At 39.8% G+C, this 16,520-nt stretch carries 17 protein-coding genes and 1 pseudogene; 5 read left to right on the top strand and 13 right to left on the bottom strand.

The features are described from left to right. Both ACX1N5_RS03825 and ACX1N5_RS03830 read left to right on the top strand, forming a co-directional pair. A pseudogene (locus ACX1N5_RS03825) lies at positions 1 to 325 on the top strand (GreA/GreB family elongation factor); the annotation flags it as partial. A gap of 385 nt (positions 326 to 710) precedes the next feature. Continuing rightward, the gene (locus tag ACX1N5_RS03830; protein ID WP_458800665.1) at positions 711 to 1,829 is read left to right on the top strand and encodes a transglycosylase SLT domain-containing protein; all 1,119 of its coding nucleotides are present in this window, start codon (positions 711 to 713) and stop codon (positions 1,827 to 1,829) included. A 55-nt stretch (positions 1,830 to 1,884) separates the two neighbouring features. Here ACX1N5_RS03830 and ACX1N5_RS03835 read toward each other — a convergent pair whose 3' ends face one another. After that, entirely contained in the window at positions 1,885 to 2,268 is a 384-nt protein-coding gene (locus ACX1N5_RS03835) for an SCP2 sterol-binding domain-containing protein (RefSeq protein ID WP_458800663.1), read from the bottom strand. 203 nt (positions 2,269 to 2,471) lie between these two features. Further along, positions 2,472 to 3,377: a tRNA 2-thiocytidine(32) synthetase TtcA gene (ttcA, locus tag ACX1N5_RS03840; protein WP_004751350.1), complete on the bottom strand. Its 906-nt coding sequence runs from the start codon at positions 3,375 to 3,377 to the stop codon at positions 2,472 to 2,474. A gap of 484 nt (positions 3,378 to 3,861) precedes the next feature. Here ttcA and ACX1N5_RS03845 point away from each other — a divergent pair, with 484 nt between their 5' ends. Both ACX1N5_RS03845 and htpX read left to right on the top strand, forming a co-directional pair. After that, a complete protein-coding gene (locus ACX1N5_RS03845) occupies positions 3,862 to 4,674 on the top strand; it encodes a lytic transglycosylase domain-containing protein (protein ID WP_458800661.1) in 813 nt (270 codons plus the stop codon). Positions 4,675 to 4,816: 142 nt separating this feature from the next. After that, positions 4,817 to 5,722, top strand: a complete 906-nt coding sequence (gene htpX, locus ACX1N5_RS03850) for a protease HtpX (protein WP_116727308.1) — start codon at positions 4,817 to 4,819, stop codon at positions 5,720 to 5,722. 35 nt (positions 5,723 to 5,757) lie between these two features. On the opposite strand, the gene ACX1N5_RS03855 is transcribed toward htpX, so the two are convergent. The 11 genes from ACX1N5_RS03855 to ACX1N5_RS03905 all read right to left on the bottom strand — a co-directional run bounded on the left by ACX1N5_RS03855 (position 5,758) and on the right by ACX1N5_RS03905 (position 15,566). Further along, positions 5,758 to 6,447, bottom strand: coding sequence for a pirin family protein (locus ACX1N5_RS03855; RefSeq protein ID WP_458800659.1), 690 nt, complete (start codon positions 6,445 to 6,447; stop codon positions 5,758 to 5,760). A gap of 255 nt (positions 6,448 to 6,702) precedes the next feature. Further along, positions 6,703 to 7,344: a DUF2238 domain-containing protein gene (locus ACX1N5_RS03860; RefSeq protein ID WP_458800658.1), complete on the bottom strand. Its 642-nt coding sequence runs from the start codon at positions 7,342 to 7,344 to the stop codon at positions 6,703 to 6,705. A gap of 76 nt (positions 7,345 to 7,420) precedes the next feature. Continuing rightward, positions 7,421 to 8,809 carry an adenylosuccinate lyase gene (gene purB / locus ACX1N5_RS03865; RefSeq protein ID WP_458800656.1) on the bottom strand — a complete coding sequence of 463 codons (1,389 nt, stop codon included), beginning with the start codon at positions 8,807 to 8,809 and terminating at the stop codon, positions 7,421 to 7,423. Positions 8,810 to 8,856: 47 nt separating this feature from the next. Then, positions 8,857 to 9,594 (bottom strand): high frequency lysogenization protein HflD, encoded by a 738-nt coding sequence (gene hflD, locus ACX1N5_RS03870; RefSeq protein ID WP_131380074.1) that lies wholly within the window; start codon positions 9,592 to 9,594, stop codon positions 8,857 to 8,859. 12 nt (positions 9,595 to 9,606) lie between these two features. Beyond that, positions 9,607 to 10,737, bottom strand: coding sequence for a tRNA 2-thiouridine(34) synthase MnmA (gene mnmA / locus ACX1N5_RS03875; RefSeq protein WP_458800654.1), 1,131 nt, complete (start codon positions 10,735 to 10,737; stop codon positions 9,607 to 9,609). Positions 10,738 to 10,741: 4 nt separating this feature from the next. Continuing rightward, complete coding sequence (locus ACX1N5_RS03880; RefSeq protein ID WP_458800652.1) at positions 10,742 to 11,230, bottom strand: NUDIX hydrolase; 489 nt, start codon at positions 11,228 to 11,230, stop codon at positions 10,742 to 10,744. Positions 11,231 to 11,591: 361 nt separating this feature from the next. Further along, on the bottom strand, positions 11,592 to 12,299 hold the full coding sequence (locus ACX1N5_RS03885) for an outer membrane protein (protein WP_458800650.1): 708 nt from the start codon (positions 12,297 to 12,299) through the stop codon (positions 11,592 to 11,594). A gap of 458 nt (positions 12,300 to 12,757) precedes the next feature. Next, on the bottom strand, positions 12,758 to 13,297 hold the full coding sequence (locus ACX1N5_RS03890; protein WP_458800686.1) for a gamma carbonic anhydrase family protein: 540 nt from the start codon (positions 13,295 to 13,297) through the stop codon (positions 12,758 to 12,760). Between the two features lie 94 nt (positions 13,298 to 13,391). Continuing rightward, on the bottom strand, positions 13,392 to 14,540 hold the full coding sequence (gene dacC, locus ACX1N5_RS03895; RefSeq protein WP_131380066.1) for a D-alanyl-D-alanine carboxypeptidase PBP5/6: 1,149 nt from the start codon (positions 14,538 to 14,540) through the stop codon (positions 13,392 to 13,394). A 110-nt stretch (positions 14,541 to 14,650) separates the two neighbouring features. Continuing rightward, positions 14,651 to 15,049 (bottom strand): MCR_0457 family protein, encoded by a 399-nt coding sequence (locus ACX1N5_RS03900; RefSeq protein ID WP_004751366.1) that lies wholly within the window; start codon positions 15,047 to 15,049, stop codon positions 14,651 to 14,653. Between the two features lie 154 nt (positions 15,050 to 15,203). After that, entirely contained in the window at positions 15,204 to 15,566 is a 363-nt protein-coding gene (locus tag ACX1N5_RS03905) for an MCR_0457 family protein (protein ID WP_458800647.1), read from the bottom strand. A gap of 91 nt (positions 15,567 to 15,657) precedes the next feature. Between ACX1N5_RS03905 and surE the strand changes: the two genes are divergently transcribed. After that, positions 15,658 to 16,425 (top strand): 5'/3'-nucleotidase SurE, encoded by a 768-nt coding sequence (surE, locus tag ACX1N5_RS03910; RefSeq protein WP_131380059.1) that lies wholly within the window; start codon positions 15,658 to 15,660, stop codon positions 16,423 to 16,425. Positions 16,426 to 16,520: the final 95 nt, after the last annotated feature.

Here is a 16,520-nt window from a genome sequence, read left to right on the forward strand (position 1 = left end):
TACAACAAAAAAAAATTACGGGAAATAGACCGTAGAATTCGTTACCTCAGCAAGCTTTTTGAAGTTGCGCAAAAGGTTGAATATCATCCTCAGCAGCAAGGCAAGGTGTATTTTGGTGCTTGGGTAGAATTGGAGAATGATGAACAAGAAACGGTCAAATTTCGTATAGTGGGTGATGAAGAAATTTATGGCAATAAAGACTATGTTTCTTTGCAGTCACCGATGGCAAAAGCATGCCTAGGCAAGTCTATTGATGATGAGGTTCAAGTGTATGTATACGCCAAGTGGTCGGAAGAATTGGTATATTATTGGAATATCTTATTGATAAATAAAACATTAAATAAAAAATATTATTTTAATCATCTATATTGAAGTGCTTACATATAGCAGCATTTTATCCATGGTTTCACCATCTGTTTCACGTATAACATTCAGCAGTTTTTCCAAGAGGGGAGCAAATTTATTTTAGCCTGCCAGAGATTTAAAAGTTTGACTTTTAATTTCTATGTCGATATTATGCGCAACTCTTATTTATTACTGGTTATTTTTTAATCTAGGTCGTTGGTTTTTATGTGACTTAGTTTTCATTTGTCTATTCATGTCATTTTAAATGACGTCATGACTGCCCCCTAAACATACGTTGATCAACTAATTGAAGTCTGGGCTTGCTCTACTTCATTGGGTAGTTAATTCCCTGTCGCGGAGTCACCATGCACAATCCAGCAACATTGGCAGATAGGAGGCGTTTTCGCCTACACAATCTCAAATTTTCCTTGCCAACCAAAGCCCTTGCTTTCGGGCTTGCTATGTTACCTTTACATGCGATTAATGCCAGTAAAGCCAGCAATCAATATGCTCAGGTCATCAACAGCAATACACTGACGGTCGTGGCAGTAAAAAGCCCGACAACTGTTTTTAATGACGGACAGTATTTTCATGGTTTCGGCTATGACTTAATGCGTAACTATGCACAAAGTTTAAATGTGCAGCTTAATTTTCAAATTGTTGATAGTAATGCCACAGCCTTAAAATGGGTTGCTAAAGGCAAAGCCAACCTTGCATTGACCAATGCTGATATGCAGAGCATTGACCAAAAAAGCTTAATGTCATTTTCGGCAAGCTGTGGTGATGTGACTGTTTTACAGAAAAATGGGTTAGATGCTCAGTTAAATTTGGTCTTTAAAGATGCTGAAGATCATTTAACGCAAACCGCAAGCAGCTTTATTTGCCAGTCCAAAAGTAATGGTGCAATTCAGCATTTGGCATCATTTTACAATCATCATGTAGTGAATGAGGGCTCTTGGGATACGATTGAGCGCGATTTACAGCAACGTATGCCGATTTATCGTGCCAGCTTCGAGCGAGCAGCTGAGCAGTACAATTTGAATTGGCACATGCTGGCTGCAATGGGCTATCAGGAGTCTTATTTAAAGCCAAATTCAGTATCACCAACAGGTGTGCGCGGTCTAATGATGCTGACCAGTGATACTGCAAAAGCAATGGGAATTGAAAACCGTACCGACCCTGAGCAAAGTATTCAAGGTGGTGCAAAATATTATGATTCGCTTTTGAGCAAATATGAATACATCCCCAATCCAGATCGTCACTGGTATGCCTTGATTGCCTATAACATGGGACCTGGTGCAGTGACTCTTATTCAGAAGCGATTGGAGAAACAGGGAGAAGACCCAAATAACTGGTTGAACATGTATGCTTATTTGCAGCGACATCAAGCCAGTAATGCACGGTATTTTCAAGCTTTGCAGTATGTAACCCGCATCCGTGCTTATTTAGAACATATTCAAAATCAGCAGTTGATTAATATCTAACAAAAAAGGGAAGTTATATAAATAGCTTCCCTTTTTATCGCAATTGCAGATTGGGTTATGCAGTATGCTGAAGAATTTCTTTATAGAGCGTTTTTTGTTCTTGGCTTGGACGTGCAGTTTGTAGAGCCATTAGTTGTGACATATCACCTTGAACTTTTATTTTGCCTGTCATAAATGCTTGCATGGCAGCAGTCATGTCAAATTCAAGAAATACTTTACGCAAGGTCTCTGCATCCATATTTAAAGTTGTTTTAGCGTTGTCTGCTAAGCCTTTTTGAATTTTTCCACCATGAAGAGAAAGTTCAGTATTTCCACTGGTTTGGTTGACGACAAAATTAATCGCTAGATTTTCTAATGCTGGCGGTAAATTCAAGTCTCCAGCTTGAGTAGTAAGTTGTTCTACTGTAGAAAACCAATCTTCCGATAGAAAAGCAGGCATTGTTATTCCTCTAATTTGTTTATTTCTAGATGTATATGCATTTTTTGCACATCGTCCGTACTCTGCCTTGTTATAACATGATCTTGTCGAAAAAAATGGTTTTTTTGTAGACGAGTGAGACAAATTACACAGAAATAGTAAGAAAGTATAATAGAGGCACAACTTTTTCGTGGTTGTGCCTTCTTATGCGGTTTTTCTTAATTTTAGTCCGCTGCAAAGCTTAAATTAACCACATCCAGACGTTTTTTCATGTCTTCTGGGTCTTTAAAATCAAATTCACGTTGTGAATCTAGTGCTTCAAAGTCGAACAGTTCACGGTCAGCCAGTTGAGATGGCGATACATTCTGTAGTGCGCCAAAAATGCTATGTAAGCGTTTCGGGTACTGTTTGTCCCATTCACGTAGCATTTCATTCAACATGGCCCGTTGCAGGTTTTCCTGCGAACCGCACAGATTACATGGAATGATTGGAAACTTACGCATTTCTGCATATTTAATGATGTCTTTCTCTTCCACATATGCCAGTGGGCGAATCAGGATATTTTTCTTGTCTGAAGACAATAGTTTTGGTGGCATGGCTTTTAGGCTGCCGCCATGAAATAAATTCAGGAAGAATGTCGCAAGAATATCATCGCGGTGGTGACCCAGTGCAACCTTGGTCGCTCCAATTTCTTGTGCAAAGCCATATAGTGAGCCACGACGTAGGCGTGAACAAACAGCACAGTAAGTTTTGCCTTCAGGGGTTAGGCGCTTGGTAATGCTATATGTGTCTTTTTCAAGAATATAATATGGAATGTTATTTTCTTCTAAATAACGTGGCAAAACTTCTTCAGGGAAGCCTGGTTGCTTCTGATCAAGGTTGACGGCAACTACATCAAAATTAATCGGGGCAATGCGCTTAAACTGCAACAAAATGTCGAGCAGGGTATAGCTGTCCTTCCCCCCAGAAATACAAACCATGACCTTATCGCCGTCCTCGATCATTTTAAAGTCACGAATGGCGTGGCCGACTTGACGACGAAGTTTTTTCAAAAGGCGATAATAAGCTGAACTGGTTGGAAGTTCAGGTTTGAAATTAAATCCTTGACTGGATTCAACAGGAGAGTACATAGACAGCAAACTCTTGGCAAAAATATCGCGCAATTTTAGCCGATTCGAGGGTACTTCGCATCTGTACATACAAATTTATTCACATATTTTTTTTGTCATTAAGATGTTCCAAAAGGTTTCTAAACTACCTAAATCAATAGCCAGATTCCGAAATTGATGATTTTTTTCGCAATCCACAGTTTTCCACAAAAAATGTGGATAAAACTGTGGATAACTATACCCTTGACAGGAGGGATCGTCCGTTGACTAAGGCTTAGAAACAAATTGGTTATTTTTTAACCTTGTTTAATTTTATTTATTTATCAGTAGCTTATTTATGTCAAGGGACTGTGGCTTAAAAAAAAATTAATTTTTTTTTGCTGATTACTGAAACAATTTGGCTTGATTTTTTAAATTAAGCTTGTTAAAAAGCTCGGCATACATAGTTTTACTGTTACAATCAAATACAATTGTTTGCACAGAACATTCACTGGTAAACACAACAATGAAAATATTAAACAAAATTGTACTGCTGTCTCTTTATTGTTGCGGAAGTTGCCTATGGATAGCTTCTGTAACACATGCTGGGCAAATTTATACCTATGAAGACCGTAATGGCACGCCGTTGCTCACCAATCGTAAGCAAAGTGGCCCACACTTGACCAAAGTCAAAGTGACTTATTATCCTGATAGCAATATTCACAGTTACCACAACTGGGGTGGTTCTGAGGCTGCGGTTTTGCCGAGTTATAGTAGAAATAAAGATGCGTTTGACCCGATTATTCATCATGCTGCACAGCAACATGGTCTGTCCGAAGGTTTAATCAAAGCCATCATGCATACTGAGTCGGGTTTTAATAGTAATGCTCGTTCTCCTGTCGGAGCACAAGGGTTAATGCAATTGATGCCTGCAACGGCAAAACGTTTTAATGTCAGCAACCCTTATGACCCGCAGCAGAATATTTTGGGTGGTGCAAAATATCTGAGTTTATTGCTAAAGCGTTATAGTGGTAATACGCATTTGGCACTGGCAGCTTATAATGCTGGCGAAGGTAATGTAGATAAATACGGCGGTGTTCCTCCTTTTCGGGAAACGCAAGATTATGTACGCCGTGTGATGAGTCGCTACAATAATTTATATGCTAGTGGTACTCGTATTGATGCTGCTAAGGATAAAGATAGTGAGCCTGCTTCTGCAGTTACCTCAGCATCAACTAAAAACAGCAGCCCAGTATTTACTTCTCATAAAACTGCCAGTAGCCGAAAAATTATCCAGCTATCGAATGGAACATTTACTGATATTGCGGTAAGAAACTAAGAACTTACACATTTTGGAAACACGATTTTGGCGTGTTTTCACGGATTTATTCTTGAATTTTCCCTGACAAGGTCGCATATTAACGACATGATTTATTGAATAGATAAATCATGTTTTTTTCTATTATAAGAGGATTTTCCTAATGATGCGGATTGGTTTGTTTTTGCTTACCAACCTCGCGGTACTGGTTGTCGCTGGTCTTATTTTGTCAGTTTTGGGTGTCGGAAGTTACCACGGTGCAGGTGGTTTAAACTTGGGCAACCTACTTGTGATCTGTTTTGTATTTGGTATGGTCGGTTCTTTGATTTCACTTTTCATGTCGAAGTGGATGGCGAAAAAGACCACAGGTACGGAATTGATCGATCCAAATGCTCCTCGTAATCAAGCAGAAGTTTGGTTATTACAAACGGTTGCAGACCTTGCACAGCGTTCAGGAATTCGTATGCCTGAGGTGGGCGTGTTCCCATCTTATCAGTCGAATGCTTTTGCAACGGGTTGGAACAAAAATGATGCGCTTGTCTCAGTGTCTACAGGCTTGCTTGAGCGCATGAATAAAGATGAATTGCGTGCAGTACTGGCGCACGAAATTGGTCATGTTGCCAATGGTGACATGGTGACTCTATCCCTGATTCAGGGGGTGGTGAATGCTTTTGTCATGTTCTTTGCCCGTGTGGTAGGGGACTTTATTGACCGTAATGTGTTTGGTCGCCAAGACGATGAAGCACCAGGTATCGGTTATATGGTCATTAGCATGGTACTTGATATTGTATTTGGTATTTTGGCATCGGCGATTGTGATGTGGTTCTCACGTTACCGTGAATACCGTGCCGATGAAGCAGGTGCACGTTTAGCAGGTAAACAAGCCATGATTTCTGCCTTGTTACGTTTACAGGCAGAAAGTGAAATGCCAGATCAAATGCCAAAAGAAATGAAAGCGTTGGCAATCGCAGAAGGTAAGGAAGAGGGTTTTAGTTTGGCGGCTTTATTCCAGACTCATCCAAGTATTGAACAGCGTGTTGCAGCTTTGCAACAGCTCAATTGCCCATAATAAAAAAGCCTCCGTCAGGAGGCTTTTTTTATATCTTAGGCTTGAGGCAAGTCAAACCAGATCATTTGAGTGTCTTGTAGAGCCTGTACTTGAGCATCTTCTGCAAAAAGTAGAGCATCACCAGCGCGAACTAATTGCTCACCAATCATGACCTGTCCAGAAATGACATGTACATAATTTAGTGCATGTGTAGCATGAACTTCAAGCTGATTGCCTTCAGTCAAATAAGCCGTTTTAACTTCTGTATCTTGTCGAATCACCATCGGTGCATTTTGACTTCCAACAATCAAGTGCCATTGATTGGGTTGTTGCTGTGGGTCGCACTGGATTTGCTGATAGTTTGGCTCAGCATTTCGTACATTCGGATGAATCCAGATTTGTAGCATATGTACAGCTTCATCACCCTGATTAATTTCACTGTGTTGAATACCTGTACCTGCACTCATAAGTTGCCATTCACCCGCAGAAATCTGGGTCTGGTTACCCATGGTATCTTTATGGCTAATCGTACCTTTCAGCACGCAAGTTAAGATTTCCATGTTGTCGTGTGGGTGTGTGCCAAAGCCATTGTGAGCAGCAATCGTATCATCATTGATGACACGCAAAACGCTTACGCCCATATAGTCCGGATTGTACCAACTACCAAACGAAAAACTGTGATAAGTATCAAGCCAGCCTGCTTTGACGTGCCCACGTTCTTCACTGCGATGTAAATAACTTTGCATAATTTTGTCTCCACATGACATTTCATGTTGTCTATGGCTTATTTTAGGTGTTTTATAAAATGTGATAAATGTCGTTGAATACAACTGAATATCCTAAAAATGAAACAATAATGATGGCGTATTTACTTAGTGCTTAAGTTGCGATCGATAAGATAGCTTGATCAGAGATTAAGATTATGGATGAGTCAGGCGATATGTATGGTTTTATGGATCGTGTTATTTGTCTATCGCATCTGACTAATGATTACTTTTAGCTTATGGTTTATGTTGACCTAATTTAGTCAATATTAAATCAACCCCTGCAAATACCACGCTACCAATCGTAGCAAGCAGCATGTCTTTATGGGCATCCCAAACATCACCCTGTTGTCCATTATAATTTTCGGCGGCTTCAGGAGAAAGATGAATGGCAATCCACCATTCAATCAGTTCATATAGCAGGCTAGATGCCATAACCAATTGAATAACTAAAAAACATAGTTGATATACGCTGGCTTGAGGAAATGTTGCTTGAAATAGGCGTTTAAAAAAAGGATATAGCAACAAGCCATAAGCAAAATGTACTAAACGATCATACATATTGCGCGACCAGTGCATACTGGCATTTAAGTCGAAACCTAGTAGGTGTTTGATCCAGTCATTGTAGGGTACATAGGAATATAAATAATGCGCTCCAATAATGTGAATAATAAGAAAGATGATATAAAAGCTAAAGCTTAGGAAGTTTATTCCAATTTTTTTGAAACAATATCCCAAGAAGACCAACATGGTTAATGTACCTGACTGATGCAGCAGATAGGCAGGGTATTCCAGAGGATGAATACTGGCAATGATCAGCGCGACCGCGAGTATTGTAAATAGGACGGCATGTTTTAAAGTGTATTGTTGTTCAAACATATTCTATGTATTTGGGATTATGAAGGGAAAAAGCGAAGCCGAGGCTTCGCTTTTTTGAGCTAAAATTTTTTAAAACTTAAAGTTTGTTGATTAAAGCTTTAATTTGTTTTGCTTGTTCAGCAGCATTGCCTGTATAGGTTGCAGGAGTTAATTCTGCAAGGCGAGCACGTTCGTCACTCGGTACTTGTGCAAGCTCATCACCTTTAACGAAGTTCACCATCATTTCACGAGTCATGGCTTGACCGCGAGTTAATGCTTTCAATTTTTCGTAAGGTTTTTCAATGTTGTAACGACGCATTACCGTTTGAATTGGTTCAGCAAGTACTTCTTGAGCATGATCAAGATCTTCAAGAATACGTGCAGCATTTAACTCAAGTTTACCAATACCTTTAGAGCATGCTTCAAATGCGATTAAGCTTTGTGCGAAACCAACACCCATGTTACGAAGAACAGTCGAGTCAGTAAGGTCACGCTGCCAGCGAGAGATTGGTAATTTTTCGCCCAAGTGAGCCAATACTGCATTGGCAATACCCAAGTTACCTTCAGAGTTTTCAAAGTCAATTGGGTTAACTTTGTGCGGCATAGTTGAAGAACCAACTTCACCTTCTTTTAAGCGTTGTTTGAAGAAACCTAAAGAAATGTAGCCCCATACGTCACGGTTAAAATCGATCAAGATTGTATTGAAACGACGTAGTGCATCAAAAAGTTCCGCCATGTAGTCATGTGGTTCGATTTGAGTGGTGTATGGGTTGAAAGTTAAACCTAAAGATTCAACAAAAGCTTGTGAGTGAGCAGGCCAGTTAATTTCTGGGTAAGCAGAAAGGTGAGCGTTGTAGTTACCTACGGCACCGTTAATTTTACCCAACAATTCAACCTGTTTGAACTGTTTGATTTGGCGTGCTAAACGGTAAGCCACGTTTGCCATTTCTTTACCCAAAGTCGTTGGGCTTGCGGTTTGACCATGTGTACGAGACAACATTGGTTGTTCTGCATGAGTTTCAGCCAAGGCAACGATTGAATCGATGATTTGTTGCATGGCAGTCACTAAAACGTCACGACCATTTTTCAACATCAATGCATGCGACAAGTTGTTGATGTCTTCAGACGTACATGCAAAGTGAATGAATTCACCTGCATTTTTAAGTTCGTCGATGTGTGCAATTTTCTCTTTTAAGAAATACTCAACTGCTTTTACATCGTGATTGGTAGTACGTTCAATTTCTTTAATACGAAGCGCATCTTCTTCAGAGAAATCAGCAACAATCGCATCCAATGCCTGATTGGTTGCAGCACTGAATTCATTAACTTCAATAATTTCAGGGTGTTTTGCAAGTGCTTGCAACCAACGGACTTCAACAGTTACACGCGCATGAATTAAACCAAACTCAGATAAATAAGGACGTAAAGCATCACACTTACTGGCATAACGTCCATCTAAAGGTGAGAGTGCAGTTAAAGCGTTCATAAAGTTTCCTTCAATGTGGTGCAAAACACCTAAAACAAAAAACGGGATTAAATTTGACCAAGCTCATATTGCATTTGTGCAAGTGCTTGGATCTCTTGCAAAAGTTTGCGTTTACCGAATATTAGCTGCAATGAGCTACCACCGAGCTGTCGCCACAGGTGTGCCATTTGCAGACCTGTGAATAACGAAGCACGGATTCGGTTGGTGTGTTGGGTATCTTTAAAAGCTTCAGCATTGCCACGAACTAAAATGCGTGGGTTGATTTGCCCTGCGGTTTCGACATAGGTTTGCGCAAGGTTAGCTAAAATGCTGGGGTGTAAATAATTTTGGTCGAAAAAAGAAAGTTGTTTAAGAATTTGTTGCTGGGACTTTGAAATTTTCTGGACAAAATCATGGTTACGGTAAACTTTCTTTTCAAGCTGTAAGAGTGACATGGCATAGGTCATTGATAGCTTGGCTGTCGCAAGTTTAGGAATCTTGCTTTTAGGCGTCGGAGTAAAAGGCTGGGTGATACTTTGCTCTAGAATTTTTAAACCCAACGATAAATCTGTGATCTGCGCAAAAAAATCGAGTGTTTGTGAAGAATTGCTTTCGGCTGGTCTGATATTTAAACTGGCTTTAATCAATTGTTCAAAATAAAAATTGCCACTTTCGCCTATATTATTCAGTCCCATCATCGCGGTCATATGGGTTAGCTGGGACGCTTGAAAAACCCCTGCTAACGCCAAGACACGATTTTGACGGACGGTTAATTGTTGAGGCTGTTGAAAGGGAAGATCAACCATGCCTAAGAATTCCTAAAGAAAAGCGGGTTTAGGTGCATTGGTATGATGAATCACGCCGCCGCCTAAACAGTTATCATTGATATAAAACACAACACTTTGACCTGGCGTTACAGCGCGCTGTGGCTGATCAAACTCTACGCGTACACTTTCATGCTTTGAGTCATAAAAAATGGTACATGCCTGATCAGACTGGCGATAACGGGTTTTAGCTGTGCAACGTAAGCCAGTTGCAGGAATTTCTTGTTCGCCTGCAACCCAGTCAATTTTTTCACTCCACAGCGTGGTACTTTGCATCAGTGGATTTTCATGCCCCTGACCCACCACAAGACGGTTGCCATCTATATCTTTATGCAGAACAAACCATGCACCTTCATGGGCATCTTTCATTCCACCTAGACCAATCCCACCACGCTGACCCAGTGTATAGTACATTAAGCCGTGATGTTCACCAACTTCCTGACCATTTTCCAGCACAATTTTTCCGGGTTGTGCAGGTAAATACTGTTTTAAGAAGTCATTAAAACGACGCTCACCAATAAAGCAAATCCCTGTAGAATCTTTTTTCTTAGCGGTTGCCAAGTCAAGTTCAGCCGCAATTTTGCGGACTTGAGGTTTCTCAATTTCACCAACTGGGAACAAAGTTTTATTAATTTCGCGCCCATGAACAGCATGTAGGAAATAACTTTGATCTTTATTTTGGTCAACCCCACGGAGCAACGGCGCATATGCTTCACCTTTGCTGTTGTATTGAGTTTCACCGCGGCGAGTATAATGACCTGTAGCAATAAAATCTGCGCCCAAAGTGATTGCGTGATCTAGAAATGCACGGAACTTAATTTCTTTATTACACAAAATATCTGGGTTAGGTGTACGACCTGCTGCATATTCAGCAAGGAAATGCTCAAAGACGCGATCCCAATATTCCATTGCAAAGTTTGCAGTATGCAATTTAATGCCGAGTTTATCTGCAACGGCTTGGGCATCTGCGAGGTCTTCAAGTGCCGTACAGTATTCCGTTCCGTCATCTTCTTCCCAGTTCTTCATAAACAAGCCTTCGACCTGATAACCTTGTTGAAGAAGTAAAGCAGCAGAAACAGAAGAATCTACACCACCAGACATACCTACGATGACACGTTGTTGCATAGGACTAGGCATCCAAATTTGAAGTTAGATTGGGAGAGAAGGGATGTTCATGAATCATGGATAAAGGATATTTCTGACCTGTTAAGCTATCTTGAATCGCTTGAATGACTAAAGGGCTACGCGCGCGTGCAGAATTTTGCAACTCATCAAAAGATAACCATGTCGCCTGAATAATGCCTGTATCGAGTTTGGCGTGTGGATGCTCTTCGACTATGTGCGCTAAAAAACAGAAACGAAAATAAGTACGATCTGGGAACATTGGGGGAGTATAGGTATAAATTCCTAATAAATGATCGATTTGAATATCATGTCCTGTTTCTTCACGTGTTTCACGAATGGCTGCTTCAACTAAGGTCTCGCCAGCTTCGACATGCCCTGCAGGTTGGTTAAACACAGGATGCGTAAACCCTTCCGAATGTTCTTCAACAAACAGAAATTTACCGTTTTTTTCAACAACGGTTGCAACTGTGACATGTGCTGCCCAAGCTGTCATAAAAAGCACCATGATTTAAAAGGTGTATTCTACAAAATTTAGTGAAGAATGGCTATGTCGAGATGGGTTCGAGTTTACGATAATTTTTAAAAACTTTTAGATTGGATGCCTCTTATACTTCATCTATCTGGCTTTGATTTTTAATTCGAATTTTTGAAACTATTTGAACTTACTGTGTAAAAAGAATGAGTAAAATTTAATTCTCAAATTTTTTTTATAATATTTATTTAGCCATAAATAACCTTTAGGTTATTAACCAGTTGGTATGCTGGATTTGTGTTTAGAGTAAACAATAGGCACTTAGATCAATTTTTTAAGTGCCTATAGAAGATAACCAATTGATTAAATTATAATTACATCATTAGAATCTGTAGTTTACACCTAGTAAAACCTGATCTTGGGTATAATCAAATTTTTCTGTATATCCTCCACCCCACGCAGCAGCGCGGTATTTTGCATTGCCAAGGTCACTATAACGATACTCGAGTTTTACAGAAACATTTTTAGAGGCTAGGTACTCAACACCTGCACCTGCTACCCAACCATCTTGCCATTTTTTATGGGTTTCTGAAGAGGTACCTTCTCCAACTACAATAAGAGAACGCTCAATTTCTGCGCTTGAATATCCAAATAAGCCATATATTAACATGTTGTTAGTGACTAAATAGCCGAGACGGCCTACAGCAGACAATGATTGTTTAATATCCGTTTTGAATTCACATGAAGTGACAGGACAGTCTAAAGATCCATTAAAATTTTGACCGCTAATAGTGTCAGCTTCGCGGTAGTGGTCATATCCAATTTCCAGACCAGCAATTGCTTTGGAACCTAGTGCCCAGTTATAACCCCCTAATATTCCTACACCCATACCATCTGGTTTTAAATTTTGAGTATAACCATTGAGTCCATTTGCATCATATTCTTTTCCCTTATCATTAGCATGAATATAAGCAGTTTCAACACCAATATAGGGACCACTGAAATTGTTATTTGCTAATGTAGTCGCGGATGCACCCAAGCCAACAACCGCAAGACATACTGACACTGCTGTAGATTTAAATATTTTCATTTTTACTACCTCTTTTTAACATTATTTTAATTTAGGTTTGATTGTTTTTTATACAATGTATTTTGTGTTAAATCAACTTTTATTATCGGGAATCTTTGAAAAATTAAAAATATGAATGAGTGATTGGATTCTTAAAAAATTGTTTTGTAGATCAAGGTAATCCAGCGATTAAGTAAAGATATTTTGAACGTAGTTGAGCCGTAATGAAAACAATCTGGAGCTAAATGCTTTAGTCAATATTCATAAAAACTGAATTGTAAACTTATCAGAAGATAAATCGCAATTTAATTGAGCTGCTATTTTTCCAAGAGAAACTTATCTATCTGGGTGATAAGGGGAGGGCATTGTGATTTATATCCTCCTTATTTTACCATTATGTAATTGATGATTAACCACATGAAGTCTTGTAGATGTACAGAGGTATCTTACTCAGGACGATTTGCTTCATGCGCTAGCTTCTATTGATTCTGTTTATGATTACCAGCCACTTTCACATAATGCCGAGCCGAGTAAGTTAAGAACGCTTTTTCTTCATCAGTGAGTGGTCTAACCTTTTGGATTGGGCTGCCCACATATAAATAACCACTTTCCAGGCGCTTGCGTGGTGGTACTAGGCTTCCTGCACCAATCATCACATCATCTTCGATCACCACATCATCAAGAATTACAGTATTGATGCCGAGCAAAACCCGATTTCCAATGGTGCAACCATGTAATGTCACATGATGTCCGATGGTGACATCTTCACCGATAATCAATGGGGAACCATTTGGTTTTATTGATTTTTTATGACTCACATGTAGCATACAGTGGTCTTGCACATTGCTGTTTTTGCCGATTTGAATGGAATTGACATCGCCACGAATGACGGCAAATGGCCAAACCGAAACATTTTCTGCAAGGTGGACATCGCCAATCACAACCGACATGGCATCAATATAACAACTGTCATCAATCTGAGGGGTATGTTCTAAATAGGGGCGAATATTATTCATCATGTAAGACTGGCGGCGTTTGAAATATGCTTGAGTATAAAATAAAAAAGCATCCATAATCATGTCATGGATGCTTTTGTTGAACTTATATTTTTAATTAAAACAATTTGCTAAAGAATTGTTTGATATGGTCAACCAGACGAGAGAAGAAACCTGCTTCATTGACTGCTTTGAGTGCAACAACAGGTTTTTCTGCAATCACTTTGCCATCTAAGGTTGCGACTAATTTACCGATGGCTTGACCTTGTTTTAGCGGTGCATTGACTTCAGAAGAAATCTGTAAGCTGGTTTTAATCGCACTTGCCTGACCTTTTGGCATAGTGACACTGAAGTCTTCAGCTAAACCTGCTGGTACTTCATTTTCTGTGCCATACCAAACACGAACATTTTTGAGGGGGTGATTGGCAGCTTGTACTTTTACAGTTTCATAGTTTGCAAAGCCCCAAGCCAATAATGCGCGAGTTTGTGATGCACGTTCATTGACACTTGGTGTGCCAAAAATCACTGTGATTAAGCGCATTGGGCCACGTTTACTTGATGTCGTCAAACAGTAGCCAGCTTCTTCTGTATGACCTGTTTTTAAACCATCAACACTTGGGTCGGTATATAACAATGGATTACGGTTACCTTGTTTAATACCATTAAACGCAAACGCTTTTTCTGAGTAAATTGGGTAATATTTGGCACTATCATGAATAATGTGCTGTGCCAATATTGCCATATCTTTAGCACTAGAGTAATGACCATCTGCAGGAAGACCCGTAGCATTCAGGAAGTGAGAGTTGTTCATGCCAATGCGTTTGGCTTCTTGGTTCATCATGTAGGCAAATGTGCCTTCATTACCTGCAATGTGCTCAGCCATGGCTTTAGATGCATCATTACCTGACTGAATAATGATACCGCGTAACATTTCAAGCACAGTTGCCGTGCCATTTAAAGGAACATACATACATGATTCGGTGCTGCTGCCTCGACACCATGCTGATTCGTTCATGCGAACCTTTTCACCTTCGGTGAGCTGACCTTTAAGTAATTTTTGTTCAATGATGTAGCTGGTCATCATTTTGGTCATAGAAGCAGGCGCTAGCTTTTCATTTTCATTCTTCGCAGCAAGCACTTGTCCTGTTTCGTAATCCATTAACACATACGATTTATTATTTAAATCTGGTGGCGAAGATAAGACTGTTGCTGCATATGAGAAGGATGGTAAAAGTAGTAGGGCAGCAAAGGCACTTTTTCGGCTCATTCTGTATATTCCAGTGATTGTAGCGGCAAACAAAGTCTAGCATTTTAGGATAAAGCCAAGTGGACTTCTAGACACGAGCTTGGCTTATTTCGATGAGTATTGTAACGAAATTAAGAATCTTTATTTAAGGTCGAAATTTCACCGCAAATATCTTTATTTTGTTGTTCACCAGCCTTTTTGGCATCGTTTTGCGCTTCAATAATATATTTTTGGAAATCTTTCTGTTTAGCACGCTGTTCTAATGCCTGTATAGGGTCTTTTTCATCAGGCATGTTTTCTTTGACCAGTGCTGCATAACCTGTCTGATAGTTCGGGTCTTTATTGAAACCATAACTTGTGCATAGCTGAGATAGAACAACGATCGCAGCCAGTTCTTCAGGGGTTGTTTCGTTGTGTTCAGACGTAACTTCAATTTTTTCTGTTGGCGCTTCAGCATAAGCCAGTGAGATGCCTAAGCTTGAACCGCAAAGTAAACCAATTATTAATTTATGTGTAATCGACTTGATCATGAGCTAAATATCATTACTAAAACAGTGCATAAAGATTACCTGTTTTTAGCAAAAATAACAGCAGGAAAACTGTATTAAAGCTGTATTTTTACTCATTTTTTTAAAATGAAAACAGTAAGTTAAGTTGAATTTATAAAGCGAATAAAATTTGTGCTTATTTGGCATTCAGCACTTCTTCACATGCTGCTTTTAATTCAGATTGGCTCATTTCTTGACTATTACTTTTACTTTCTGCAAGCAAGGATTGATATTCATGATCTAGCGGTAGTTCTTGAAGAGATGTTGAGCGCGACAGAATATGCTGGTTTTGGTCAATCAGGCGTTGCATATTTTGCTGAAATTGTGGATGTTTGCCGATGACCTGATGACATAGCTCCGATAGAACCTGCAAAGAGGCGAGGCCTCCTTTGGTGAGGCTCTCTTGTTCTTGTGGGGTGAAATCAGAATTTGCTGATGCAGATAACATCATACCCAAGGTAAAAGTTGCACAGAAAAGACGTTTTGCAAAATAGATCATATTGCACACAAATTTTTAGTGGATTCGATTGCGCCAGTATATATACTTCTAGGCTTAAACCAGCAAGTAGTTTTTTTCTAAGAGTTTTTTTGTGAATATTTTAATTGCCAATGATGATGGTGTGTTTGCACCAGGAATACAAGCCTTAGCACAAGCGTTAAAGCCTTTGGGTAGGGTCGTGGTTGTCGCTCCAGAATCTGAACGTAGTGGATTTTCTAGTGCACTGACGCTTGATCGTCCATTACGTCCTATTGAAATTATGCCAGATGTATGGGCGGTCAATGGCACGCCTGCGGACTGTGTTTACTTGGCAGTGAATGGTTTATTTGATGTCGAGTTTGATTTGGTGGTAAGCGGCATTAACAGTGGCGCTAACCTTGGTGATGATGTGCTGTATTCTGGTACGGTGGGTGCAGCATTTGAGGGGCGTTTAACGACACATCCTGCAATTGCAGTGTCATTGTCTGGTACGCATGTCCGTAATTACCAGTCTGCACAGGATTATCAGGTGGCAGCACAATGGGTACATGATTTTATTGCTCAAGGGTTGCCTCAGTTGCCTGAGCGGCATATTTTAAATATTAATATTCCCGATGTTCCAGAACTCAAAGGGTCTTTAGTGACTTATCAGGGGCGTCGTAGTCAATCTAAGCCGATTAGTAGTCATGTCGATCCGCGTGGGCGTCAAGTGTACTGGATTGGTCTTTCTGGGGAAGCTGTTGCTGAGCCTGCTAAAACTGAACATCATTTGCAATCCGACTTTTATGCAGTCAATCATGGCTATGTCAGCATTACCCCCATTCAGATGGATGCAACCAATTATCAAATCTTGCAGCATTTACACGAACAGCTTGTCTAAAGTGAAGAGGTTTCTTTGTGCTGCTGTGTTGAGACTTTGTGACAAATCGGATCAATTCGGTGTGTCACAATTTTTTTTTGTTAATCTTAGCCCAT

It is taken from the genome of Acinetobacter sp. ANC 4636, from assembly GCF_054454555.1.